Origin of the sequence: Marinobacter sp. UBA2498 (genome assembly GCF_002341575.1) — a bacterium.
Lineage (GTDB): Bacteria > Pseudomonadota > Gammaproteobacteria > Pseudomonadales > Oleiphilaceae > Marinobacter > Marinobacter manganoxydans.
In genome coordinates this window covers 10,236-33,869 of the sequence record NZ_DDOI01000079.1, presented here as the reverse complement: position 1 = coordinate 33,869, position 23,634 = coordinate 10,236, and the positions used below count along the sequence as shown (strand labels likewise).

Annotated in this window: 22 protein-coding genes and 1 tRNA gene; 10 read left to right on the top strand and 13 right to left on the bottom strand. The window is 55.2% G+C overall.

The annotated features are described in order from the left end of the window. Positions 1–266: fumarate hydratase (locus B2W52_RS10770; RefSeq protein ID WP_286802978.1), on the bottom strand; the 266-nt coding region annotated here is incomplete at its 3' end. A 183-nt stretch (positions 267–449) separates the two neighbouring features. On the opposite strand from B2W52_RS10770, the gene B2W52_RS10765 reads away from it, so the two are divergent. Both B2W52_RS10765 and B2W52_RS10760 read left to right on the top strand, forming a co-directional pair. Continuing rightward, a complete protein-coding gene (locus B2W52_RS10765; RefSeq protein ID WP_286802977.1) occupies positions 450–1,223 on the top strand; it encodes an enoyl-CoA hydratase in 774 nt (257 codons plus the stop codon). Positions 1,224–1,529: 306 nt separating this feature from the next. After that, on the top strand, positions 1,530–4,337 hold the full coding sequence (locus B2W52_RS10760) for a hypothetical protein (RefSeq protein ID WP_273072137.1): 2,808 nt from the start codon (positions 1,530–1,532) through the stop codon (positions 4,335–4,337). A gap of 376 nt (positions 4,338–4,713) precedes the next feature. On the opposite strand, the gene B2W52_RS10755 is transcribed toward B2W52_RS10760, so the two are convergent. Beyond that, positions 4,714–5,835 carry a CaiB/BaiF CoA transferase family protein gene (locus B2W52_RS10755; protein WP_286802975.1) on the bottom strand — a complete coding sequence of 374 codons (1,122 nt, stop codon included), beginning with the start codon at positions 5,833–5,835 and terminating at the stop codon, positions 4,714–4,716. Positions 5,836–6,030: 195 nt separating this feature from the next. On the opposite strand from B2W52_RS10755, the gene B2W52_RS10750 reads away from it, so the two are divergent. Continuing rightward, on the top strand, positions 6,031–7,050 hold the full coding sequence (locus B2W52_RS10750; protein ID WP_092031574.1) for an AraC family transcriptional regulator: 1,020 nt from the start codon (positions 6,031–6,033) through the stop codon (positions 7,048–7,050). A 1-nt stretch (position 7,051) separates the two neighbouring features. On the opposite strand, the gene B2W52_RS10745 is transcribed toward B2W52_RS10750, so the two are convergent. Both B2W52_RS10745 and B2W52_RS10740 read right to left on the bottom strand, forming a co-directional pair. Then, positions 7,052–7,906, bottom strand: coding sequence for a hypothetical protein (locus tag B2W52_RS10745; RefSeq protein WP_273018188.1), 855 nt, complete (start codon positions 7,904–7,906; stop codon positions 7,052–7,054). Positions 7,907–7,911: 5 nt separating this feature from the next. Continuing rightward, a complete protein-coding gene (locus B2W52_RS10740) occupies positions 7,912–9,387 on the bottom strand; it encodes a DNA recombination protein RmuC (RefSeq protein ID WP_286802972.1) in 1,476 nt (491 codons plus the stop codon). Between the two features lie 286 nt (positions 9,388–9,673). Here B2W52_RS10740 and B2W52_RS10735 point away from each other — a divergent pair, with 286 nt between their 5' ends. From B2W52_RS10735 to B2W52_RS10720, 4 genes are all read left to right on the top strand, one after another. Further along, positions 9,674–10,063, top strand: a complete 390-nt coding sequence (locus B2W52_RS10735) for a hypothetical protein (protein WP_286802969.1) — start codon at positions 9,674–9,676, stop codon at positions 10,061–10,063. Positions 10,064–10,308: 245 nt separating this feature from the next. After that, positions 10,309–11,007 carry an ATP-dependent zinc protease family protein gene (locus B2W52_RS10730; RefSeq protein WP_286802967.1) on the top strand — a complete coding sequence of 233 codons (699 nt, stop codon included), beginning with the start codon at positions 10,309–10,311 and terminating at the stop codon, positions 11,005–11,007. After that, a complete protein-coding gene (locus tag B2W52_RS10725; protein WP_104270304.1) occupies positions 11,004–12,521 on the top strand; it encodes an inactive transglutaminase family protein in 1,518 nt (505 codons plus the stop codon). The genes B2W52_RS10730 and B2W52_RS10725 overlap by 4 nt, the downstream gene beginning before the upstream one ends. A gap of 1 nt (position 12,522) precedes the next feature. After that, on the top strand, positions 12,523–13,470 hold the full coding sequence (locus tag B2W52_RS10720) for an alpha-L-glutamate ligase-like protein (RefSeq protein ID WP_041645124.1): 948 nt from the start codon (positions 12,523–12,525) through the stop codon (positions 13,468–13,470). 59 nt (positions 13,471–13,529) lie between these two features. Here the strand turns inward: B2W52_RS10720 and B2W52_RS10715 are convergent, their stop codons facing one another. Further along, positions 13,530–15,122 (bottom strand): BCCT family transporter, encoded by a 1,593-nt coding sequence (locus tag B2W52_RS10715; RefSeq protein ID WP_286802963.1) that lies wholly within the window; start codon positions 15,120–15,122, stop codon positions 13,530–13,532. 260 nt (positions 15,123–15,382) lie between these two features. On the opposite strand from B2W52_RS10715, the gene B2W52_RS10710 reads away from it, so the two are divergent. Together B2W52_RS10710 and B2W52_RS10705 are read left to right on the top strand one after the other, a co-directional pair. Further along, entirely contained in the window at positions 15,383–17,026 is a 1,644-nt protein-coding gene (locus tag B2W52_RS10710) for an FMN-binding glutamate synthase family protein (RefSeq protein WP_273071086.1), read from the top strand. Between the two features lie 114 nt (positions 17,027–17,140). Further along, positions 17,141–17,217 (top strand) — tRNA-Pro (locus B2W52_RS10705). Positions 17,218–17,269: 52 nt separating this feature from the next. Here the strand turns inward: B2W52_RS10705 and B2W52_RS10700 are convergent. Then, a complete protein-coding gene (locus B2W52_RS10700) occupies positions 17,270–17,905 on the bottom strand; it encodes a Crp/Fnr family transcriptional regulator (protein WP_273071084.1) in 636 nt (211 codons plus the stop codon). Between the two features lie 115 nt (positions 17,906–18,020). Here B2W52_RS10700 and B2W52_RS10695 point away from each other — a divergent pair, with 115 nt between their 5' ends. Further along, positions 18,021–18,209, top strand: a complete 189-nt coding sequence (locus B2W52_RS10695; RefSeq protein ID WP_053114790.1) for a YgaP family membrane protein — start codon at positions 18,021–18,023, stop codon at positions 18,207–18,209. Between the two features lie 68 nt (positions 18,210–18,277). Here the strand turns inward: B2W52_RS10695 and B2W52_RS10690 are convergent, their stop codons facing one another. From B2W52_RS10690 to infC, 7 genes are all read right to left on the bottom strand, one after another. Then, on the bottom strand, positions 18,278–18,643 hold the full coding sequence (locus tag B2W52_RS10690) for a MerR family transcriptional regulator (RefSeq protein ID WP_008170477.1): 366 nt from the start codon (positions 18,641–18,643) through the stop codon (positions 18,278–18,280). Beyond that, a complete protein-coding gene (gene ihfA / locus B2W52_RS10685) occupies positions 18,624–18,926 on the bottom strand; it encodes an integration host factor subunit alpha (protein WP_007151838.1) in 303 nt (100 codons plus the stop codon). Before ihfA ends, B2W52_RS10690 begins: the two co-directional genes overlap by 20 nt. A 3-nt stretch (positions 18,927–18,929) precedes the next feature. After that, a complete protein-coding gene (pheT, locus tag B2W52_RS10680) occupies positions 18,930–21,302 on the bottom strand; it encodes a phenylalanine--tRNA ligase subunit beta (RefSeq protein ID WP_008170483.1) in 2,373 nt (790 codons plus the stop codon). 60 nt (positions 21,303–21,362) lie between these two features. After that, on the bottom strand, positions 21,363–22,361 hold the full coding sequence (gene pheS, locus B2W52_RS10675; protein ID WP_008170484.1) for a phenylalanine--tRNA ligase subunit alpha: 999 nt from the start codon (positions 22,359–22,361) through the stop codon (positions 21,363–21,365). Between the two features lie 152 nt (positions 22,362–22,513). Continuing rightward, positions 22,514–22,867, bottom strand: coding sequence for a 50S ribosomal protein L20 (gene rplT, locus B2W52_RS10670; protein WP_008170485.1), 354 nt, complete (start codon positions 22,865–22,867; stop codon positions 22,514–22,516). Positions 22,868–22,917: 50 nt separating this feature from the next. Continuing rightward, on the bottom strand, positions 22,918–23,109 hold the full coding sequence (rpmI, locus tag B2W52_RS10665; RefSeq protein ID WP_007151842.1) for a 50S ribosomal protein L35: 192 nt from the start codon (positions 23,107–23,109) through the stop codon (positions 22,918–22,920). Between the two features lie 95 nt (positions 23,110–23,204). Continuing rightward, positions 23,205–23,634 (bottom strand): translation initiation factor IF-3 (infC, locus tag B2W52_RS10660; protein WP_286802958.1); only part of this gene is annotated, 430 nt, incomplete at its 5' end.

Below are 23,634 nucleotides of genomic sequence, written 5' to 3'. Positions count from 1 at the left end.
ATCTCGCAGTCCCACTGGACGTTCATACCGATGTTGACGAATACCGTCACAATGCCAGTGTCCTGACACAAGGGCCGATGACCTTCCGCACACATGCGCGAGTTGATCAGGATCTGGGCCATGGCGTCCTTCGCCGCCTGGGACTCTTCCTTTTGGTAAGCCTCATACACACCATCAATGAAATCTTTCGGATGGTAGTAGGAAATGAACTGCAGCGCGTCCGCTACGCTTTCAATCAGATCGTCCTGGCGGATTACGGTGGTCATAGGCGCCTCATCAGCTTGATATCGTTATGTCGTGTCATCAAAAATCGGGAGGCGAGAGTTTACCAGAAAATCGGTTTGGCGAGTGATTCGACAGATGGCGAAGCAAGGATTAAAACCCGTGAACAACGCCACCAGAAAAAGGTATCATCCTAACCAAACTAGAATAACACCGCAGGAGGCACCGTGACTGACCTTGTCCTCACCGAAATCAAAGCCCGGATTCTCATCGTTCGACTGAACCGGCCAGAGCGCAAGAACGCCCTCACCCACGCCATGTACACCGCCATGGGCGATGCTCTGGAACAAGCCAGGGATGATACCAAAATCCGGTGCGTACTCTTTACCGGCAGCAGCGAGTGTTTCACCGCAGGCAACGACCTGGGCGAGTTTGCCGCCGGCTTGCCCGGTGATTTCGAACAAACGCCCGTAGGTCGCTTTCTTTTGTTACTGGCCAGTGCAACCAAACCTGTGGTGGCGTCGGTCAATGGCGCGGCAGTCGGCATTGGAACCACCATGTTGCTACACTGCGATCTGGTATTCGCCGGCAACAACACGGCATTCCAGATGCCCTTTGCCAGCCTCGGCCTGTGCCCTGAAGGTGGCTCCAGCCTGCTACTTCCCTCCTGGATTGGGCGGGTGCGCTCCGCGGAGCTGCTGATGCTTGGTGGTGCCTTCTCCGCGGAGGAAGCTCTTCGGCTTGGCCTGATCAACCGGGTTTGCGAACCTGAGCAGACCGAAGCCAATGCCTTTGAAGCCTGCCAGCGGCTCACTGAAAAAGCCCCGGCGGCGATTCGAGCCACCAAAGCGCTTCTAAACAAGCCAACCATTGAAGCACTCCGGGATACCGTGCTGGAGGAGGGACAGCTGTTTGCAGAGCGTCTGAAATCCCCGGAAGCCGCCGAAGCCTTCCAGGCCTTCATGGAAAAACGCGCACCGGATTTCTCGCGCTTCGAGTAAACCTCGACTGCGCCTCAATTTCCCTGTTGCCGGACCTCGACAAACCGTTATCCGGCAACTATTTTTCTCAAAGGCCGAACTCCAACTGTGCGGGGAGGATTCAATCCAGAAGAATCACACTTTTGGCTGATCAACACTTGCCATACTGTCGCTATAGTCAGAGATACAGAAATTGGCTTACAGCGCTGGCTACAATTTCAGACAACAGTTTAAGCAGAACAGGCCACTGACAACGGGCTTACCGGATCAGACCGGCCCCGTCAGCTGCCGAACATAACGACACAACAACAGGAAAAGGTTCCACCCATGTTCAAGAAAACTCTAATAAGTCTTGCCGTGGCGTCTTCCGTTGGACTTACAGGCTGCTTTGATAGTGGCGAGACGGGGGCGAATGCTAATCCGGATTATCAGATCACAAACCCGGACTTTACTGGAAAAACTTGGCCGATTTTTAACCCAATCACCAGCGAACTACCTATTCCGAATGATCTGATTTTTGACTCAGAGCAGGGTGATGGCACTTTCGGTGTCGGTGACACCTCACCACCAGTGACTACTGCACTGAATGAGCTGAGCGGTGCTTCAACTGTCGCGCCTGCAGTCATTCAGTTTAATGGCCAGATAAACCAAGAATCTGTTGTATACGGTCAGACGGTTTTTCTTATCGAACTTGAATACGCCAGCGGAGATCCTGTTCAGGGACTTAGCAATCAAGAACCGCCTACGCCTATCGGACTTGCCAGCGCAAGAGCGGACGTCGAGACACTAAGCGGCACGTCCGCTATCAGAATCCTGCCTCTCGAGCCTTTAAATCCGCGCAAACGCTACGTAGCGGTTGTGACTAAGGGCGTTACAGATATCAACGGCGATGCCATCGTTGCTTCCCCCAGTTATCAGAGCCTGACCGACGAGGCACAGCCGCTTGGCAATCCAGCCCTGGCCCCCGTGAAAGCACTGATCAACAACCTTTGGGAAGCGACCGCCGCGGGCTTCTTCGAGTTTATTGGAGCCCCGGTTACCGAAGACGACATAGCTATTAGCTACAGCTTCACCACCTCAAATGACGAGAAGGTGCTTCAATATATTGCAGAGCCTGCTTCTTGGTTCTCTGATCAGATCGAAACATTCGTCAAAGTAAGTGCCGCCTCCCAAGCAGTTGAAGCCGGTGCCTCGTCATACTCAGAAGTGAAGACTGCAGTAGATACAGCATTCAATGCATTCCCTACATCTCTTCCAGCCAACCCAGACTCCCCTCTTAATGCTCTTTTTGCACCAGGAGGACCTTGCGAGGTCGGTGAAGCGAATGCCACTGGCCTTGTTGAGCTTGGTGAGCCTGCTGTCAATTGCGTAGGCGTAGCTCTGGCATCCAATTTTGCCGGCCAATTGCCGACGCCTGTTCCTGGCGTTAATCGCAATGTAGCAGACGGATCAGGTGGTTTCACCGACACTATCTCTATCGATAGCTCTACCATCTCTCCGGTAGGCCTCGTATCCGCAGTAGCAGGCGCGATTCCCGGTTCCGAGAATGTACTTGCCGCGCAAGGAACCGTCTCACTGCCGTACTATCTTGGAGATAGCGCGGCAGGCATTGCCGGCTTTGGCTCAACCAACTGGACTGCAGACAGCGATTTGGCCGAAGCGCTCAACACAACCTTTTCCGCGCTTGGTGTATCATTGCCGCAAGCAGATCCGACGGTGTCTACTGCAGTCAACTACATATTTCCCTTCCCTAAGGAGTTGAGTACTCAAGAAGTTCCTCTCCTGGCTCTGTACCCTAACAGCGGGGATATCAGAGGTGTAGTCATGTATCAGCATGGCATTACCACTGACCGCAGTGCAGCACTTACTTTCGGCACAGGCTTAGCAGCGCAAGGTTTCGTTGTTGTAGCCATTGATCAGCCATTACATGGTGTGGCACCTTTCTCCGCAAATGAACAACTTCCTTTGGCTACTGCACTTCTGATCGGGGGCGGCGCGTCTGAAGCCGAAGCCGATGCTTTGGCACCTCTGGTGGTTGCGGGTAACGTCTCTGATCTTGCGGATGCCTTGGCTGGGGGAACTGCAACACAGGAAAGCACTCTCACAGCGCAGTCCCTTGTAAATACAGTTGCAAACGCGGGCAGCACAATTCCTGGGCTTGCACCTGCCACTAACGAACGACACTTCAATCTATACTCAGATGCAAGTGGGACTCCAGCACCAATGGTATTTGACCCAGCTGCACCAGAAGGGACTGAGGGATCGGGCAGCTTTTACATTAACCTGCAAAACTTCTTAACAGCGCGGGACAACAACCGTCAAAGTGTCGTTGATCAAATGAACCTCCGGGCAACCTTGTTTGGTAATCCTCTCGCCGGCAAGCCTGGCATTACGTTACCCCGTCCGGTGAGCGTCGGCGGTAGCGGCACAGGCATCAATGTAACTGCGGCTGATACCGTGTATTTTGCCGGCCATTCTCTTGGAACCATCACAGGCATGCCCTTCGTAGCATCAGTCAACGAAAATCAAATAGGTTCGACGATTTTCACTGCTGCTGACGGAAGTTCTGATATTCCGGCCACTTTCAATGACATTGCTTCTGCCAGCATGCTGACACCAGGTGGAGGGATTGTTCGCTTGCTTGAAAACTCACCTGCTTTTGCACCGCGCATCTTGCTTGGACTTCAGCAGGCAGCGGGCCTGACACAGGGCGATGCCTCGCTTGAGGCATACCTCAATGTTCTCCAGGCGGCAATTGACTCAGCAGACCCAATCAACTTTGTTGATACACTCGGCGCTTCGACAGACGTTCTTCTATCAGAGGTGGCTGGAGACACGGTTATACCAAACGCAGCTGATGACCAGCGGTGGGGTATTCCTGCGCTGTCAGGTACATTTACTCCAGAGCAGACCGGGCTTCCTGTACCTGTAACCGTAAACAGCTTCAACGCGCCTCTGGCGGGAACAAAACCTCTCACAATCGGTTTAGACATGATTACAACTTATCAAGAGGGCAATCATGGGACACCTACTTCCGCCGACAACCTTGCAGTATTCGGTGGCATGCTCTGCGAGACATATGTGACGTTTGGTGTCGCGCTGGCAGACCTGCCTGACCTGTGTACAGCACCCTAGTCACTCGCAACGAAAAAGGCCTCCACATGGAGGCCCCAGACGCAACAAACCCCGGTTATTCCGGGGTTTGTTGCGTCTGGGGTTTTGAATTAAGCCGGCGATGGATTTAGCACAACATTGCTAAGTGAATAAGTTTTGAAGCCGAAGCCAGGATTCAGTTCTCGCCTCCCGCAATACAAAGCTGAAACTTCCATTTTTGTGCTACGATTTCTGGAGTAGCTCTCCCGATCGAGTTGGCCGAAAACTCCAGAGCCTATCTTTACTGCTTTGTCAGAAATGTAAATTAGGTACTTTGATGTGACCAGCGTTGCGCCTGCAATCCATCAAGACCTGATATTGTTTGGCGTTAGGCCAATACTTGCCGCCCAAACAACACTCACAGGTAATCTTCGTTATCAGCTCCGAGCATTTTCCCGATCCGGGACGTTTCCGATGGCGTTTTCTCGAACTTGATCGGGAATCCGATCTGCGGTTGTTGAGTGCCATCCCCTCTATCAACACCAATCACCATGTCCCTGGCCTTCAGCTGTGGGTGCTCGGCGGCCTCCGAAATGGTCAGAACCGGCTCCACGCAGGCATCCTCGTCGGCAAAAATCTCCTGCCACTCCGCCAGGGGTTTCTCTGCAATCTTTTCTTTCAGAACCGCTTTAAGGTGTTGCTGATGCTCAGGATTCTGGCTCATGGCGAGGCTGGTTACCTCAGAGATCCCGAGGGTGTGGAACAAGCGGGAAGCGAACTGCGGCTCGAGACTGCCAACTGAAAGCCAGCGACCGTCGCGCGTCTGGTAGTAGTCGTAAAAGGAGCCGCCGTTCAGCAACGCGCGTTCCGGCTTCTGTTCCTGGCCTCCGGCGAGGCAGGCCGCCCCGGCCATGGCGTTCAGCGCGAACGCGGCATCGGTCATGCTGATATCAACAAACTGCCCTTCTCCGGTTCGTTGCCGGTGAATTACCGCAGCCAGGATGCCCATCACGGCATGGTGAGAACCACCAGCTACATCTGCAATCTGTATACCCATGGGTGGCGGGCCGCTGTCGGCTCGGCCGCAGTGGCTGCTGACGCCCGCGAGGGAGAGATAATTGATGTCATGGCCCGCGCGGTCCTTGTAGGGGCCGGTCTGGCCGTAACCGGTAATGGAGCAATAGATGAGACGAGGATTTACTGCTTTGAGGGTCTGGTAGCCAATGCCGAGCCGGTCCATCACTCCCGGGCGAAACTGCTCGATAACAATGTCGTGGTCTTTGACCAGCTCCAGGACTTTTTCCCGGCTCCCCGGCTCTTTGAGGTTGAGACCGAGCGACTTCTTGCCTCGATTCAGAAAACCATGAGCCGTGCTCACTCCCGCATCATGGGGCGGCATCACCCGTGTCAGATCCACCCGGTCCGGCGCTTCCACACGTAATACATCTGCCCCCATATCGGCCAGCAGCATGGTGGCGTAGGGACCGGGCAGCAAGGTACTGAAGTCCAGAACTTTCAGCGAAGTCAGAGGACCCGCCATGATGATCTCCTTTTTATTGTGAGAGTTGTCCGAATAGCATTCGTTTCCTTCATGCTGCCCGGTTTTGCCAACGGGGCCAACTGCCGGTTCCGTCATTCCGATTGGCCGTTTCTACCAGCCTGTCCGGACGGCTTCGGTTGCATTGTTCTGCCGGGGTTTTATGATGGGTTTCGTTTTTATGGAATGGCGAGCGTGATGTCCGATCTGACGGTTTCGAAGCACTTTGTTCAGGCTGCCCTGGGGGGTGCTGAAAGACTTGGTTTTGATACCCGGGAAATGCTCCGGGAGGCAGGAATCTCGCCCGATCTCCTACGTATCGAGATGGCCCGGGTCAGCAGCGACCAGTTCAGCCATCTTATGCAGGTACTCTGGAACCGGATGGGGGACGAGTTTATGGGGCTTGGGCCCCGGCGGGCCCGGACAGGCACCTTCGCAACCATGTGTGCGCTGGTGATTGACTGCCCCAACCTGGAATCGGTGTACCGGCAAGCCTTCCAGTTTTCCCGGCTCTTCGAGCCCATGGTATCGATGGAGCTCGAAATCGGCGAGGACAATGCCCGACTGGTGGCCCGGATGGAAGGCGAAATAAACGATCCCAGTTTCTTCTTGAGGGAAAGCATCCTCGTAATCTGGCATCGCTTGGGAAGCTGGCTCATCGGGCAACCGATAGAACTGGAAAAGGCGGAGTTCGATTACCCCCGGCCGACCCACGGCGACGAATACCGGCACATTTTCCACTGCCCCCTGGCGTTCGAATCCGACAGGATTGCCCTCACCTTCGACAAACGCTTCCTGTCTGCGCCAGTTATCCGCGACAGGCCGGAGATGCGGCAATTCCTGAAGACGTCGCCCGCAGACCTGCTGTCCCGGCCTGACGAGAGCAACACCTTTACGGGGCGGATTCGTGCGCTGATCGGGAGAGATTTCTCAAAGCCGTTACCGGATTTCGAATGGATTGCCGCAGAGCTACATACCAGCCCGCAAACGCTGCGTCGCCGGCTGAAGCAGGAAAATACCTCGTTTCAGGAAATCAAGGACCTGCTACGGCGGGATATGGCGATTTACTACTTGAGCCGGCAGGACCTGCCCATCAACGACATCGCGGCCAAGGTTGGCTTCACCGAGCCCTCAACCTTCCACAGGGCTTTCAAGAAGTGGACAGGGGTGACGCCCGGCGCATACCGGGAGGGCGAACGAGGCAACCTCCCTGATTGAATCAGGATCCGGACGGTAGCTGAAGTGTCCGGATCAACTGCCCCAGCGTCTCAGCAATCTCCTGAACTCGCTCACGGTTCGCGGCCAGTTGAAGCAGGCGGGAGCCATCCCTTGGATCGTAAACCCAGCAGGTCGAAACAGCGGCTTCACAACGCCACTCAACCTGGGGGTTAATGCCAAACACCGACATCGGCTCGGTGCTCCTCAGTATACGGCCATCTTCGGCTCGCCTGATTTCCTGCACCTGAATCTCGTCTCCCTGGGTTCCCAGGCGATATTCCACATCTGCCGGCCGGTCCAGCCGCACCACTGCCTGATCACGGCGCCAGCCTGCGAGTTCAAGAAGGCTGTTGATATGAAGGGTCAAGGCTTCACGGTCTGAATCCGCCAGATAGAGCTTGCGCAGTGACTCAACGCGGCCCTCACCCGCTGGTTCAATAACCGCAACCGGCTCGCTTTCGCCAGCAGCCTGGGGTGCGACAGCGTTCTGTCGCCTGGTCTTCTCGATAGAGGTGATCAGCTGAAGGGATTCCTGATAGTGGGCTCCCTTCGCACCCGCCTGGCTTACATAGGTCTCAAGGGCCGACTGGGCCTCGTTCAAATGGGAGGACTGGAGCATCACCCGGCCCCGATAAAAATAGTAGTCTTCCGGCTTTTCCCCCTCCAGTTGCTGCAACCGGTTGAGGTATTCCGCAGCCTCACCCCAGTTCTCTGCGACAACGGCCTCTTCCGTAGCCAGCATCAACCTGCGGGTTTCATGTTCGGGCGCCAGCGCCAGCGCCGGCCCCGCCAGGAGCACGGAAGCCAGGGCGGCCCCGAGGACAAAACAGCGACCTGTTCCAAATAATACTGCCATGGCATCTACTCCTGCTCGTTATCTGCACCAATCGCCTGCTCCTCAGAATCAGGCCGGTCGTCGTCCCCGGAATGAAGGAATTCGTCGGAACCGTCCACTTCCGCCTGATCCATGATCCCCTTGGGCAATTCTTTCTTGACCCGAACACCCAGCTCAACAAAGCGATTGGCCTGCGAGATCAGGTTACCCCGCCCGCGGGTCAGGGTGTTCATGGCCGAGTCGTAGGTTCCCTGGGCGGTATGCAACTGGGTGCCGAGGCGTTCCATCGCTTCCACGAACACCCTGAGTTTGTCATAAACCGCGCCTGCCCGCTCGGCGATTCGTCGGGCATTCTGGCTCTGACGCTCATAACGCCAGATGTTTTCGATTGTTCTCAATGTTGCCAACAAGGTTGTTGGAGTTACCACAATAATCTTTCGCTCAAAGGCTTCTGCGAAAAGGTTCTCGTCCTGTTGAAACGCCGCCACAAAGGCAGGCTCGATTGGCATGAACAAAAGCACGAAATCCGGCGAATGAAGGCCATGCAGTTGGCTATAGTCCTTTTCACTCAACGTACGGATGTGATTTCGAACGGCCTCAACATGCTGTTTCAAAGCCTCTTCCCTGACCACGGAATCCTCGTCTTCCGTGACCCACTGCTGATAAGCCACCAACGACACCTTGGAATCAATGATCAGGTTACGGTTGTCTGGCAGATGCACGATGACATCCGGCCGATACAGCTGATTATCGCTGTCCCGATAACTGCCCTGGGTGTCGTATTCAACGCCCTTACGAAGGCCGGACTTTTCCAGTACACGCTCGAGAATCAGCTCACCCCAGTTGCCCTGGATTTTCTTGTCACCCTTCAGTGCGCGGGTCAGATTGGCGGCTTCTTCAGTGATCTGTCGGTTCAGGTCCTGTAGTGATTTGATCTCACTGCGCAGGGCCTGACGGTCCCGGGTTTCATTGGTATACACGTCCTCGACGCGCTTTCGAAAGTCCTGCAGCTGATCCCTGAACGGATTAAGCAGGGTATCCAGGCTGGTTCGTGTCTGTTGGCTGAAACGCTCGCTCTTCTGCTCGAAAATCTTGTTGGCAAGGTTTTCAAACTCCTGCTTCAGGGCGTCACGGTTACGCTCAAGCAGCTCCAGCTTCTCACTGGCTGAACGGCGCTCCTTATCAATTGTCACTTCCTGCTCCCGGAGCGACATGCGGGCCTCACCCAGCGCTTCGGACAGCTCTTCCGCCTTTGCCCTCAGGGTCTGACGTTCGCTTTCCACCTGCGCAAAGCGCTCTTTCCGGCTCTCCAGCTCCGACTCAAGCCCGGCCAGTCGGTTCTCAAGGCTTGCGGCATGCTGCCTCCAATGTTCGACGTCCTGCTCAAGTCGACCATTCCTGCCCCAAAGCCCTTTCAGAACGATCAGAAGAATCAAAACAACCATCAGCGCCGCCATCAGATCAGGACGGGACAACATCTGTTCCATGATGGCTTCAGGCACCTGGCAATACTCCCATTAAAACTCTCTTCAGATGAATGATCGGTACGATTCTGCTTGAACACAGTCTAACCCACGCAGGGAACCTTTTGCCCGGCGCACCGTCAAGTTGACTGGTGCTGCCGGTAAGGACCACGACTGTTTGGCAATAATTCGAAGCCCGGGCATCTAGCTCTGGACGCCCAACGTAATATCGTCTAAAAGGGTAAAATGTTCACCCGCCAAGTGGTTATTACCCTTTGGTAACCGTATGACGGGCACGGACGGGATCAGAAATGGATAACAGATCATGCTGAAAGAATTGTGGCGAAAGCTGGGGGCGGAGTTTCTCCACGATGACGGCTCCAGTCAGGACAGCCAATCCGGATTGTTCGGTACAGGCGCATCCCGGAACAAGGAAGCATTCAGAATCCTGCCGCACATTACCCACACTGGCGAGTTTCACCTCGAGCGCCTCACCAGCCTGCTTAAAACCCGGTACGGAAAGAGTTTCGGGATGCCTTCCAGCAGTGCCGAAAGCGACGAGAACATCCGGGAACTGATCAGTTTTGCCGCCCGAATTCAGGATCAGGATGTGCAGCGCGAACTGCTGCTTTTCTACCTCAATTGCTCCCCCGTGATTCAGGAATACCTGCGTGCTGAAACCGTGCTCGGTGAAGGACATTTCCTGTCACGGTAAACACTACTGCCCCTTAACCATCTGTAAATCAACCACACAGGTTGGATGTTGTATACTTCCATTCCGTTTTTATCCGGTTTCACATGCACAGACCGTCATCACCGTTCCCACTCGGGTATGACAGGCTGCCAGCTCAGGGGTTATTCATGGGTTTGAAATGTTTTCGGGCTGGACTGCCTAAACCTTCCTTCATCGCACTCGCAGGCATCCTCACACTGACGGGATGTTCGGCAGACCGTTATTTCATGGTTCCCAAAACAGACCTCAATGAGCTTCAGGGATCCGTCAAGAGCCAGCGTGCGACTCTCGTTACCATGGAAGAGAATGCAGCGACTCGACACGAGCAAGCCGTTGCCCAGACCCGCTCATCGACTCAAACCATACTGGACGCGATCGCCACCCAGGTAGAAAAGCCCGAATGTCCGCCCGTTCAGGTCCAGAAGCAGTGCCCCGCAACAGACAACTCAAAAGGCCGCGCTGATCGCCTCAAGGGGAAAGTCATTGTCGGTGAGGTAGAGAATTTCTACCTCGCGGACCCCGGCTTGATCTACAAAGCTCGAATCGACAGCGGCGCCGAAACTTCCTCCATCGACGCACGCAACATCACCCGGTTTGAGCGGGATGGCAGCAACTGGGTGCGGTTTGATGTACCCGTTCCCGGCGCCGACAAGTTCGTGACCCTGGAGAAAGAAATCTCCCGTCGTGTCCGGGTTATTCAGGCCAGCGCGGACGAGGCTGAGCGCCGTGTTGTTGTCGAACTCCAGTTCTTTATTGGCGACCATCGGCAGGTAGCCGAGTTCACACTTGCCGACAGAACAAACCTGACCTACGAAGTTCTGATCGGCCGCAATATTCTGCGTGACGTAATGCTGGTCGATGTCGGCAAGGAGTACGCCACCGAATTGCCTGAATCCATCCGCAAAAGCAACGGGAACGAATCGTGACCACCCGCTCGCGCCTGCCGTTTTATATTGCCGTTTTTCTCCTCATCGCAGCGGGCATTTCGCTTGCTGTCTGGAGACACATTGAGCTTGGCATACCCTGGCTGACAGGCGAGCAGCGTCCTGTCTGGATGGTCGAGGCCCGAATCGATTTTGACGCCGGCGACGGATCAGTGCTTGCCAGCCTCAACATACCCGAGCAACCCCCGGGATTCCGTATCCTTACCGAGCAGGCTGCATCACCTGGCTACGGCTTTTCTATCATCGACAGCTCGGGAAGCCGCCGGGCGGAATGGAGCAAGCGGGAAGTCTCCGGACCGCAGACACTGTACTTCAAAGCCCAGTTTATTCCGGACGCTAACGCTCAACCGGAAATTCCCGTGCGGGAACCGAAAACACCGAGGACCTTTTGGGAGGAACCCGAAGCCACAGCCGTTCAGGAAATACTGGACCAGGCCAGGGCCCGTTCGAGTACTCCAGAAAGCATGACCCGAGAGCTTATCCGGCTGATGCAGCCCGACACCCGCACCCAGAACACCACCCTGCTGGTCTCGGAAGAGAACTACCTGGACCTTCTGGTCGATATGCTCAATCATAGCGGTATCGCTGCCAGGATAGCCGACGGCCTCAGGCTTGAGGATGCGCGCAGGCGGCAACAGCTGATGCCCTACCTGCAAATCTACAATGGCAAACAGTGGCTCACCTTCAACCCGAAAACCGCTGAACAGGGCGTACCTGACGATCTGTTGCTCTGGCGCCAGGGCTCTGCTTCTTTGCTGGATGTCGTGGGCGGGGAAAACTCCGAGGTGAGCTTCTCCATGCTCCGGCAAACTGTTCCGGCCCTGCAACTGGCGACCATGGAATCCGCCTCCAACGGCCTCGGTTTCCTGAGCTTCTATGAACTGCCCATTGAAGAACAAAGCATGTTCCGGATGCTGCTGTTGCTGCCACTCGGTGCACTCATGGTGGCCTTCATGCGGATCGTCATCGGCATTCGTACCTCTGGCACTTTCATGCCCGTGCTCATCGCCGTGGCCTTCGTCCAGACAACTCTGGTGCCCGGGCTGATTGCTTTCCTGTCGGTTGTCGCCATCGGTCTGCTCATGCGCGGCTATCTGTCCAGTCTCAACCTGTTGCTGGTGTCTCGAATATCCGCCCTGATCATTCTGGTTATTTTCATCACCGCGGGCTTGAGCATTATCGGTTACCAGATGGGATTCAACACTGGCATGACGGTCACTTTCTTCCCGATGGTTATTATTGCCTGGACGATTGAGCGCATGTCCATCCTCTGGGAGGAAGAAGGCGCCCACGAGGTCATGGTTCAGGGTGCCGGCAGCCTGTTCGTGGCCATCTGCGCCTATCTGCTGATGAGCGCGCCTCTGGCTGGCCATCTGACCTTCAACTTCCCGGAGCTGCACCTCGTGATCCTCGGGCTGATCCTGTTGATGGGCCAATACACCGGCTACAAGCTCAGCGAGCTGCGACGGTTCACGCCAATGAAGGCGTACGACTGATATGGACTGGATTTCACCGCGATCTCTCAAGAGGCTCGGGATGCTCAATATGAACCGGAGAAATGTCGACTACATTTCCCGGTACAATGAGCGCTCGTCGTACCCTCTGGTGGACAACAAGCTGAAGACCAAGCTGGTGGTTGCCGAATACGGGGTAAAAACGCCCAAACTGCTTCAGATTGTCCGCCAACAGCATGAAATATCCCACTTCCGGGAGATGGCTGAAGACCTTGAGGGCTTTGCGATAAAACCGGCGAAGGGGTCTGGCGGCAAAGGCATTACGGTGATTACCGGGCGCGATGGTGATGATTACATCAAGGCTTCCGGTTCCCGTGTCGATTCTTCATTCCTTGAGCGTCACCTGACCAATATTCTGGCCGGTCTCTACTCTCTTGCAGGCACTCCGGACGTTGCGATTGTCGAGAACCTGGTGGAATCCGCTCCCTCACTGGCAAAGTATTCGCATCAGGGTGTGCCCGACATCCGTATTGTGGTGTTTCAGGGTTACCCGGTGATGGCCATGCTGAGACTGGCGACAACCGCATCGGACGGTAAAGCCAATCTGCATCAGGGAGCCGTCGGCGTCGGTCTTGATATCGGGTCTGGTCGGAGCCTGAACGCAGTTCAGTTCAACCGTCCCATTACACTTCACCCGGATACCGGTCTTGCTCTGGAAAACATCCAGATTGAAGCCTGGGACGAGATGCTGGAAATGGCCTCTCGTTGCTACGAAGCGACCGGACTCGGCTACATGGGGGTTGATCTGGTGGTCGACGCCAACGAAGGGCCGTTACTACTGGAGCTGAACGCACGCCCCGGACTCGCCATTCAGATGGCAAACGGTCGGGGGCTGCTGCCCCGCCTGCGAGCCATCGAAGCGCTGAAACGCCCGCACTTCACACCACTGGAGCGTTCCCGTTTCGCCATGGACACGTTCGCCAGTTTCTGAGTGCTTCCAGACATAAAAAAACCGGGGCCAAGCCCCGGTTTTTTATTTTCACAGCGCTCTTAGGTGAGCTCGCCCCTGGCAATCAGGAGTTGCCGCTCGTGACTGAGGCCTTTCAGAAGCCCCCACGTCATGATCAGCAGAACCACCGTAAACGGCAGACCAGCACTGATCGCGGTTGCCTGAATCGCGCCAAGTGCATCTTCACCGCCGCCAAAGATCAGGGCAGCAGCAATCGCACCCTCAGCGACAACCCAGAACACACGCTGAGCGGTCGGAGCATCAGTCTTGCCACCGGCAGTAATGCTGTCGATGACCAGCGAGCCCGAATCCGAGGATGTTACGAAGAACACCAGCACCAGAACGATACCGACGAATGACAGAATTCCGGTCAGCGGCAGGTTCGCAAACATCTGGAACGTCGCGAGGGAAACTTCGGTCAGACCGCTCTCAGCCAACTCACCAATGCCTTGCTGGATCTGTTCGATAGCGGCGCCACCGAAAGCGCTCATCCATACGACTGTAATGACGGTCGGAACGATCAACACTGCGGTAACAAACTCACGTACGGTGCGTCCCTTGGAAACACGTGCGATGAACATGCCAACGAACGGTGACCAGGAAATCCACCATGCCCAATAGAAGACAGTCCAGCCCTGGAACCAGGCTTCGTCTTCACGGCCAAACGGATTACTGAGCTGCAACGCATTGCCGACATAGTTAGAAGAAGTTACCCAGAGAGTTTCCAGAATGGTCATCGTTGGGCCGGCGAAGATTACGAACAACAGCAAAACGCCGGCAACGCCCATGTTGATGTTACTCAGGATCTTAACGCCGCCGTCGAGCCCCCGGAGTACTGAGATCAGCGCAAGAGCTGTAACGCCGACGATAATAGCCATCTGGACATTGGTACCAGCGCCAGTGTCGAACAGATAATTAAGGCCGGAAGCCGCCTGCTGAGCACCGAAACCGAGAGACGTCGCGAGACCGAAGATAGTGGCTACAACTGCCAGAACATCGATCACGTGACCAGGCCAGCCCCACACCTTATCCTTCAACAGGGGGAAGAAAGCAGAGCGGATGGTCAGCGGCATGTTTTTATTGAAGGCAAAAAATGCCAGGGAAAGAGCAACGATCGCATAGATGCCCCAAGGGTGCAGGCCCCAATGGTACATCGTCGCGCCCATTGCAAGATTGCGCGCCTCATCCGTATTCGCTTCTACGTTGAATGGCGTCTCGTACCAGCCTGTGTAGTAGGCCACCGGCTCGGCAACGGCCCAGAACATGAGGCCAATACCCATGCCGGCTGCGAACAGCATGCAGAACCACGAAAGAGTAGAGAATTCAGGTTTGCAGTCCTGCCCGCCAATACGGACCTTACCCATTGGCAGGAAGATCAACGCCAAACACACCACTACGAAGATGTTGGCACTGATCAGGAAAAACCAGTCAAACGTCGCGATAATGTCCCATTTTGTTCCATCCAGCAGCTCTTTCGCCTCGCCGGGAAACATCAGGGTCCCTATCACGAACGCAACAACCAGTATTGCCGTAATCGGAAATACCGGTGCGTGAAGATCCAGCCCGAACGGTGTGATATTGTCCTGGCCGGCCACGTAGTCCGTCGAATATTCGTCTTTGACTACCTTGCCCACGTTTTGGAGCCTCCTGAGTTGATAATTCGTTTATTCAGAATCGGAGTTCAAACATTACAAGCGCGTTATCATAATGTTTTGAGTTCAAAACATCAAAACCGCGATTATTTTAGCCGCCTTGATAATTATCATAGACCATGATCGACAACGGACCAGCCAAAGTCCGGACCAATCGATGCAGGATCCTGCGTCGTTCGACTAAACTCTTCTTTGCCTACCGCGCTGTTCGAGCCGGTTTTGCCAGACAACCAGAGGATTCCATGGAAAAAACCAAGACCTTTCCGCTTCGCTATACGGCCTATGCACTGAGCATTATCGGTTTTGTCGTTTCCCTTGGTCTGGCCATAGCTCTGGATGCCGGTTATGTCTTTCCGTTGATATTCGGTGCTTTCACGGCCCTGGGCACCTACGATCTGCTGCAAAGACGGCACACGGTCAGCCGGAATTACCCGATCATGGCCAACTTCCGGTACCTGCTCGAATCCGTCGGGCCAGAAATCCGCCAGTATTTTATCCAGTCAGACACCGAGGAGCGCCCCTTCTCTCGGGAGCAACGCACGATCGTTTATCAGCGAGCCAAGAATGTCCTCGACAAACGCCCTTTTGGCTCCCAACTCGGAATGTATGACGAGGGATTCGAGTGGATGAACCATTCACTCGCTCCCACCCGCCTCGACAGCAGTGACTTCCGGATTCTGATCGGCAGGAACTGTGATAAACCCTACAACGCCAGTGTGTTCAATATTTCCGCAATGAGCTTTGGCTCGCTTTCCGCCAACGCCATCCTGAGCCTGAATACCGGTGCCAGAATGGGCGGTTTCTATCATGACACCGGAGAAGGCTCCATCTCCCGATACCACCGACAGCCAGGTGGCGATCTGGTCTGGGAGATCGGCTCAGGGTACTTCGGCTGTCGCCACAAAGACGGTTCGTTCAACGAAGATATGTTTCGGCAGAACGCCACGATTGAACAGGTCAAAATGATAGAACTCAAACTATCTCAGGGTGCGAAACCGGGCCACGGCGGAATTTTGCCGGGTGCCAAGGTGACTCCCGAGATCGCCGAAGCCCGGGGCGTTTCGGTGGGTGAGGACTGCGTTTCTCCCGCCAGTCATTCGGCGTTCTCAACCCCCATCGAGATGCTTGAGTTCATCGACCGCCTGCGTGAACTGTCTGGCGGCAAGCCCGTCGGCTTCAAGCTTGCCATTGGCCACCCCTGGGAGTGGTTCGCCATCGTCAAAGCCATGCTGGAAACCGGTCGAAAACCTGATTTCATCGTCGTCGACGGAGGTGAAGGCGGCACAGGAGCCGCTCCACTGGAGTTTATCAACCGCCTTGGCATGCCCATGACTGAGGCACTTCTGCTGGTTCACAACACACTGGTCGGCACCCATTTGCGGGAAGACATCGCCATTGGCGCAGCGGGCAAGATCACCTCGGCCTTCAACATAGCCCGAACTCTGGCCCTTGGTGCGGACTGGTGCAACGCGGCTCGTGGCTACATGTTCTCCCTGGGCTGCATACAGGCGCTCAGTTGCCACACAGGGCGCTGTCCGAGCGGCGTGGCCACCCAGGACTCCAGGCGCGGCAAAAAGCTCGACGTGGAGCTCAAGAGCCAGCGGGTGTACAACTACCATAAGAATACTCTGGACGCGCTGCAAAACCTGCTTGAGGCTTCCGGGCTCAAGCATCCATCCGAGCTTGGTCCGGAACACGTTGTCCGGCGGGTGTCTAAAACCGAAGTTCACTCTTACATGGACCTTTTCCCGTTCCTTGAACCGGGGGCCCTGCTGGAGGGAAAAACAGACCTGACTGTGTTCGATAAGTACTGGGAATCAGCCCGGGCGGATACCTTCGAACCACCGGAATTCATCCTCAAACTTCGGGAGACCAAGCTACGCTAAAAATTGCGATCAAAATCGCCGTCGGATGTTTATTTTTTCCATGGGCTCGTGTAGACTTCGCTCCCGCTAAGCCACTGAGAATACTCTCAAGTTTCGATGTGGCAAAGAGCGAATCGGGGCGTAGCGCAGCTTGGTAGCGCACTTGCATGGGGTGCAAGGGGTCGTAGGTTCAAATCCTACCGTCCCGACCAGATTCCGACAAAAAGCCCGGGCCGAAAGGTCCGGGCTTTTTGTTATAGGCACTTACTCGGCAAACGAACCCGTAAATTCAATTTTGCCGCGCGCGAGACGCAACCTGCCCTTTCGCTCAAGCTCTTTGAGCAGCCTGCTTATCACCTCTCTCGCTGTGCCGAGCTCAATGGCAAGCTCCTGGTGGGTGATGGTGATTGCGCGGTGCCCGGCTCTTGCCTCAAGCCAGTGAAGAAGTCGTTCGTCCATTCGCCTGAACGCAACCTCCTCCACCAGCAGCATCAGATCGTTCAGGCGGCGACCGTAAGACTCCATTATGCCCAGCCGGAAATCGGCGGACTGGTCCATGAGCCGATCGAACAACCCCCTGGGCACCATCAACACTTTGGCATCCTCCTCAACCACGGCCTCTGCGCGAAAGCCGTCACCGGTCATCAGGCACCCGATCGAGAGCGTGCAAATGTCATCCGCGCCCATCCGGTACAGGACGATGCTATTCCCCGACAGCCCTGTCATCTGAACCTTTACACTGCCATGGAGCACCAGTGGAAGGCCCTGACACGGATCTCCCGCTCTAAAGAGCACCTTTCCATTCTCAAATTGAATCGCCTGCAGTCCGTTCAAAGCGTCCCGCCGAAGGGATTCCGGCAATGTTTCAAGAATGCTGTGTTGCAACGTCAGTTTTTCCATAGTTAACGAGACTAGCTCATCCAGTGTCCTTCCTTGTGTGACTTTATCACTGAACAGCCAGGGAGCAGGCGTTAGAGTGGCCTTACTGCCTCAAATCAACCAAGGAGAATGGATCATGAGCATCAATATGGGATCTGCGGACCGTATCATACGCGCCATTGTCGGCATTGTACTTCTGGCGCTCGTATTTGTGGGCCCACAAACCGCCTGGGGCTGGATTGGCATCGTTCCTCTGGCCACTGCCGCAGTGGGCAACTGCCCGGCCTATTCAATTCTGGGCATCAAGACCTGCAAGAAGCAATAAACCTGCAGGCATAAAAAAACCGGGGCAGCTTCTCGCTATCCCGGTTTTTCTTCAAAGCTTCGGAAGCATTATTTGACCGGCGCGTTGAGAACCTCGAGCACCTCTTCCAGCTCTGTAATCATCTGCCGGATCAGCTGCTTGTACTGGGAGGTATCGTCTTTCACCTCGTGACTGCTCAGCTTCTGCTTCGCGCCACCGATAGTGTAGCCCTGGTCATAGAGAAGGCTACGAATCTGGCGGATGGTAATAACGTCCGCCCGTTGATAGTACCGACGGTTGCCCCGACGCTTTACCGGCGACAGCTGCGGAAACTCCTGCTCCCAATACCGCAGGACGTGTGCTTTCACAGCACACAGCTCCGCTACTTCACCAATGGTGAAATAACGCTTCCCCGGAATGGTGGGAAGTTCGTTGTTATGACTGGGTTCCAGCATACGCTTCTACTTTTTGCTTTAGTTTTTGTCCCGGGCGAAACGTAACGACACGCCGTGCACTGATCGGAATCTCTTCACCGGTTTTCGGGTTCCGTCCCGGCCGCTGCTTCTTGTCCCGCAGATCGAAGTTACCGAAACCCGACAGCTTCACCTGCTCGTTGTGGCTGAGAGCGCCTCTGATCTCATCGAAAAAAGCTTCTACCATTTCCTTGGCTTCGCGTTTGTTCAGGCCCAATTCCTCGTACAACCGCTCCGCCATTTCCGCTTTCGTCAAAGCCGCCATCTCTCAACTCCTCAGTGTTGCCCCCAGCTCTTCTTTCAATGCGTCGATCACACCGTTGAAGAGCGAATGCACTTCATCCTCGTTCAATGTACGTTCGGGGTGCTGCCAGAACAGACTCAGAGCCAGGCTTCGGTTACCCTCACCCAGACTCTCGCCCTCATAGACATCGAACGCACGCAACGCTGTCAGCTGCTCGCCGGCATGCTTTCTCGCTACACGCTCCACATCGGCGAACGCTACCTCGCTTCCGATAATAATAGCCAAATCCCGACGAACTTCCGGGAATTTTGAAATTTCTTTGAAATTAGGCACATATCCGGTAACGATTGAATTCAAGAATAGCTCAAACATCAGGATCGTGCCATTAAGTTCAAGATTTTTCTGAACTTGTGGATGCAGAGTCCCCAGCCAGCCCACGTGCTCGCCGTCGCGCATGAGTTCTGCAGTCTGTCCCGGGTGCAGCGCAGGATGCTGGCTGCCAACAAAATGGATCTCAATGCCCAGCAGACTGAACAGACTCTCCAAATCCCCTTTTACATCAAAGAAATCCGCGGTTCTGCGACCGTTTGCCCAGTTTTCAGGATACTGGCTGCCAACCACCACACCGGCCAACATCGGTTGTTGATCAATCCGCTCGCCCTCCTGGAGGAAGCGCAGACCGGTTTCGAACAGACGTATGCGCGGCTGCTGGCGATTCTGGTTATGGGCCACGGTTTTCAACAAGCCACTCCAGAGGCTGGTACGCATCACCGACAGATCCGAAGAAATCGGATTGGCCAGCGCGATGCCCTGACGATCGGGGTCCACCAGTTGCTGAACCTTAGGATCGACAAAGCTGTAGGTCACCGCCTCCTGGTACCCATGATCCACAAAGAAGTTGCGGATGGCCGATACCGGGCGAACAGCTTCCTGCTCCGGGCGCAGACCGAGTGAGCCCGTAGGCTCGGTTACAGGCAGATTGTTGTAGCCATAAATTCGACCGACTTCCTCGATCAGGTCTTCTTCAATAGAGATGTCCGGGCGGAAGCTGGGCACACTGACACGCCAGCCGTCTTTCAGGAGCTTTTCCACCCGCAGGCCGAGCCTGGTCAGGATCTCCTCGACGGTGGTGCGATCAATTTCCATACCCAGAACATCGTTAAGCCGGCGGGATCGCAGGTCGACAACCCGATCCTCGGGAATATCCTCATCGCTGGCAACTTCGACGATTTCGCCAGGCTCACCACCAACGATGTCCATCAGCAACCGGGTGGCCCGCTCCATCGCATCCCGCGCCAACTTATAGTCAACACCTCGCTCGAACCGGTGCGATGCGTCAGTGTGCAAACCATAGTGACGAGCCTTGCCCGCCAGCGTAATCGGATCGAAGTAAGCGGATTCCAGCACCAGGTCCCGCGTTTTCGGACTGACTCCGGAATGCTCACCGCCCATGACACCGGCAATGGCAATCGGCTTCTCATGATCCGCGATCACCAGCGTTCCCTGGGTGAGCTCGACCTCCTGACCATCCAGCAGAACGAGCTTTTCACCAATTCGCGCCATGCGGACAACGATCCCGCCCTGGATTTCGTCACGATCGAAGGCGTGCATGGGCTGGCCTAGTTCCAGCATGACGTAGTTGGTGACATCCACGGCGGCATCAATGGAGCGAATACCTGAACGGCGAAGCTTTTCCTGCATCCACAGGGGCGATTCCGCCTGCAGGTTCACATTGCGCAGAATACGGCCAAGGTACCGCGGGCAGCCTGCCGGCGCCTCCACCCGGATATCAGGCACTTCAGAGTGCACCGATTCCACGGGCTCGATTGCCGGGCTGTTGACCAGCATGCTGTTCAGAACACCCACTTCACGGGCGATACCCTTGATAGACAGGCAATCGGCGCGATTCGGAGTCAGATCCACATCAATGGTGACATCGTTCAGCTTCAGGTAATCGGCCACGTCCTGCCCCACCGGTGCGTCCGCCGGGAGCTCCATCAGGCCATCGTGATTATCGGAGAGCCCAAGCTCTGACTCGGAACAAAGCATGCCCTCAGAAGGCTGACCGCGAAGCTTGGCCTTCTTGATTTTGAAATCACCGGGCAGAACCGCCCCCACCACGGCAAAAGGAACCTTCATACCTTCACGGACATTGGGAGCGCCACAGACCACCTGAACCTCGGAGGCACCATCACTGACCTGGCAAACCCGCAGCTTGTCTGCATCAGGATGTGGCCCTACTGACTGAACTTCTCCAACGACCACGCCGCTGAATTGACCGGCCACCGGCTCGAAACCGTCCACTTCCAGACCTGCCATGGTGATCTGGTCCATTAATTCCTGGGTATCGATTTGCGGGTTAACCCACTCGCGCAGCCACTGTTCACTGAATTTCATGGTTATTGCCTTGTCCTGATGCGGTTATGCCTGTTTGGTTGGATGCCTTGATCTTGCCTGTTAACGGAACTGTCGCAGGAAGCGCAGGTCGTTCTCAAAGAACATGCGCAGATCGTTAACGCCATAACGAAGCATGGCCAGGCGCTCTACCCCCAGACCGAATGCGAAGCCACGGTATTCCTCGGCATCGATTCCGCAATATTCAAACACCTTGGGATGCACCATTCCGCAACCCATGACTTCAAGCCACTTGATGCTGCCATCGGCTTCCCGACCCCATTCAATGTCCACTTCTGCGGAGGGCTCCGTAAACGGGAAATAGGAGGGCCGAAAGCGGACCTGAAGGTCCCGCTCAAAGAACACTCGCAGGAATTCTTCAACAGTACTTTTGAGATCCGCGAAGCTGACATTTTTCTCGACCAGCAACCCCTCCACCTGGTGGAACATGGGGGTGTGCGTCATATCCGAATCACAGCGGTAAACCCGGCCCGGGCAGATCATCCGGAATGGTGGCTTGCCCGCTTCCATGGTTCGAATCTGTACCGGCGAAGTGTGAGTTCGCAGCAGGGTGCCCGGGTTAAAATAGAACGTATCGTGCATCGCGCGAGCAGGGTGATGGCCAGGGATGTTGAGGGCCTCGAAGTTGTGGTAATCGTCTTCGATCTCGGGCCCCTGCTCGACGGTATAGCCGGCCCGGGCGAAGAAATGCTCGATCCGCTGGAGGGTGCGGGTAACCGGGTGCAATCCACCCAGGTCCTGACCACGGCCAGGCAGAGTCACATCAATGGATTCACTGGCAAGTTTCTGCTCGATGGCGGCACGTTCAAGATCGCTTCGCCGGGCATTGATGGCTTCTTCGACCTGCCCCTTGGCTTCATTGATTTTCTGGCCGGCGGCAGGGCGCTCCTCAGCAGAAAGCTTGCCCAGAGTTTTCGCCTGCTGGGTAATCACACCCTTCTTGCCAAGATACTCAACACGAATTTGATCAAGTGCCTGCAGGCTGTCGGCGCTATCAACTGCTGCCAGCCCGTCCTGAACCAGTTGCTCCAGGTTTTCCATTGACCCTGCTCCAAACCAGAAATGGAAGTGCTTAAAAACGTAACTTCAAAAACAAAAATAGGGGAAGAGCGTGCCCTTCCCCTATCAGGAGGCGCCGTCATGAAATCATGAGACGCCCATATCGATCAGCAATCGATGAAAGAGCTAAGCGATCACAGGGACGCTTTGGCCTTCTCAACAACAGCGGCAAACGCCTGCTGCTCGTTCATGGCCAGATCGGCCAGAACCTTACGATCGATTTCAACGTTAGCCTTTTTCAGACCAGCGATCAGACGGCTGTAAGACAGACCGTTAGCGCGGGCACCAGCATTGATACGGGCAATCCACAGAGCGCGGAAAGCACGCTTGCGGTTACGACGGTCACGGTAGGCGTACTGACCGGCCTTGATAACCGCTTGCTTGGCTACACGGAATACCCGGCTACGAGCGCCGTAGTAACCTTTGGCCTGATTGAGAATCTTTTTGTGACGACGGCGTGCGACCACACCACGTTTTACACGAGCCATACTTTAATCCTTCTACCTGTACTTTCTAAGGAATGATACTCGCGGCTGGATCAGCACGCGGTCATACGCTTGATAGATGCAACATCCGACTTGGCGATGAGCTTGGTGCCGCGCAGCTGACGCTTACGCTTCGGGCTCTTCTTGGTCAGGATGTGACTGGTGAAGGACTGCTTGTGCTTGAAGCCGGTGGCGGTTTTCTTGAACCGCTTGGTGGCTCCGCTTTTGGTTTTCATCTTAGGCATTTTTTAAAACTCCGCATTCTATTTTTAAATAAACAATAATGTGCCCCTGAACGACAAATCCCCCGCATGCGCGGGGGACAAGCACCCGATCAGGTTCACTTCTTCTTGCGGGGCGCCACAACCATGGTCATCTGCCGGCCTTCCATTTTCGGCCGCATCTCTACCTGGGCAAGCTCTTCAATATCTGCTTCTATGCGCTGCATGAGCTGCATACCAATTTCCTGGTGTGCCATCTCACGGCCACGGAAGCGGATAGTGATTTTGCCGCGGTCCCCGTTTTCAAGGAAACGTACCAGGTTGCGTAGTTTGACCTGATAATCCCCTTCTTCAGTTCCTGGACGGAACTTAAGCTCTTTGACCTGCGTCTGCTTCTGCTTTTTCTTGGCAGCCGCCTTGGCCTTCTTCTCGTCGAAGATTTTCTTGCCGTAGTCCATTATCTTACAGACGATCGGATCGGAATCCGTAACCTGGACCAGGTCAAGAGATGCCTCTTCTGCTTGCTTGAGAGCATCCTCTATTGGTACT

Excerpts from the sequence above, each read along its gene's own strand:
- B2W52_RS10760 (WP_273072137.1), top strand. The coding sequence starts at position 1,530 with ATGTTCAAGAAAACTCTAATAAGTCTTGCCGTGGCGTCTTCCGTTGGA.
- B2W52_RS10755 (WP_286802975.1), bottom strand. The coding sequence starts at position 5,835 with ATGGCGGGTCCTCTGACTTCGCTGAAAGTTCTGGACTTCAGTACCTTG.
- B2W52_RS10750 (WP_092031574.1), top strand. The coding sequence starts at position 6,031 with ATGTCCGATCTGACGGTTTCGAAGCACTTTGTTCAGGCTGCCCTGGGG.
- B2W52_RS10745 (WP_273018188.1), bottom strand. The coding sequence starts at position 7,906 with ATGGCAGTATTATTTGGAACAGGTCGCTGTTTTGTCCTCGGGGCCGCC.
- B2W52_RS10735 (WP_286802969.1), top strand. The coding sequence starts at position 9,674 with ATGCTGAAAGAATTGTGGCGAAAGCTGGGGGCGGAGTTTCTCCACGAT.
- B2W52_RS10730 (WP_286802967.1), top strand. The coding sequence starts at position 10,309 with ATGGTTCCCAAAACAGACCTCAATGAGCTTCAGGGATCCGTCAAGAGC.
- B2W52_RS10720 (WP_041645124.1), top strand. The coding sequence starts at position 12,523 with ATGGACTGGATTTCACCGCGATCTCTCAAGAGGCTCGGGATGCTCAAT.
- B2W52_RS10710 (WP_273071086.1), top strand. The coding sequence starts at position 15,383 with ATGGAAAAAACCAAGACCTTTCCGCTTCGCTATACGGCCTATGCACTG.
- B2W52_RS10700 (WP_273071084.1), bottom strand. The coding sequence starts at position 17,905 with ATGGAAAAACTGACGTTGCAACACAGCATTCTTGAAACATTGCCGGAA.
- B2W52_RS10695 (WP_053114790.1), top strand. The coding sequence starts at position 18,021 with ATGAGCATCAATATGGGATCTGCGGACCGTATCATACGCGCCATTGTC.
- B2W52_RS10690 (WP_008170477.1), bottom strand. The coding sequence starts at position 18,643 with ATGCTGGAACCCAGTCATAACAACGAACTTCCCACCATTCCGGGGAAG.
- ihfA (WP_007151838.1), bottom strand. The coding sequence starts at position 18,926 with ATGGCGGCTTTGACGAAAGCGGAAATGGCGGAGCGGTTGTACGAGGAA.
- pheT (WP_008170483.1), bottom strand. The coding sequence starts at position 21,302 with ATGAAATTCAGTGAACAGTGGCTGCGCGAGTGGGTTAACCCGCAAATC.
- pheS (WP_008170484.1), bottom strand. The coding sequence starts at position 22,361 with ATGGAAAACCTGGAGCAACTGGTTCAGGACGGGCTGGCAGCAGTTGAT.
- rplT (WP_008170485.1), bottom strand. The coding sequence starts at position 22,867 with ATGGCTCGTGTAAAACGTGGTGTGGTCGCACGCCGTCGTCACAAAAAG.
- rpmI (WP_007151842.1), bottom strand. The coding sequence starts at position 23,109 with ATGCCTAAGATGAAAACCAAAAGCGGAGCCACCAAGCGGTTCAAGAAA.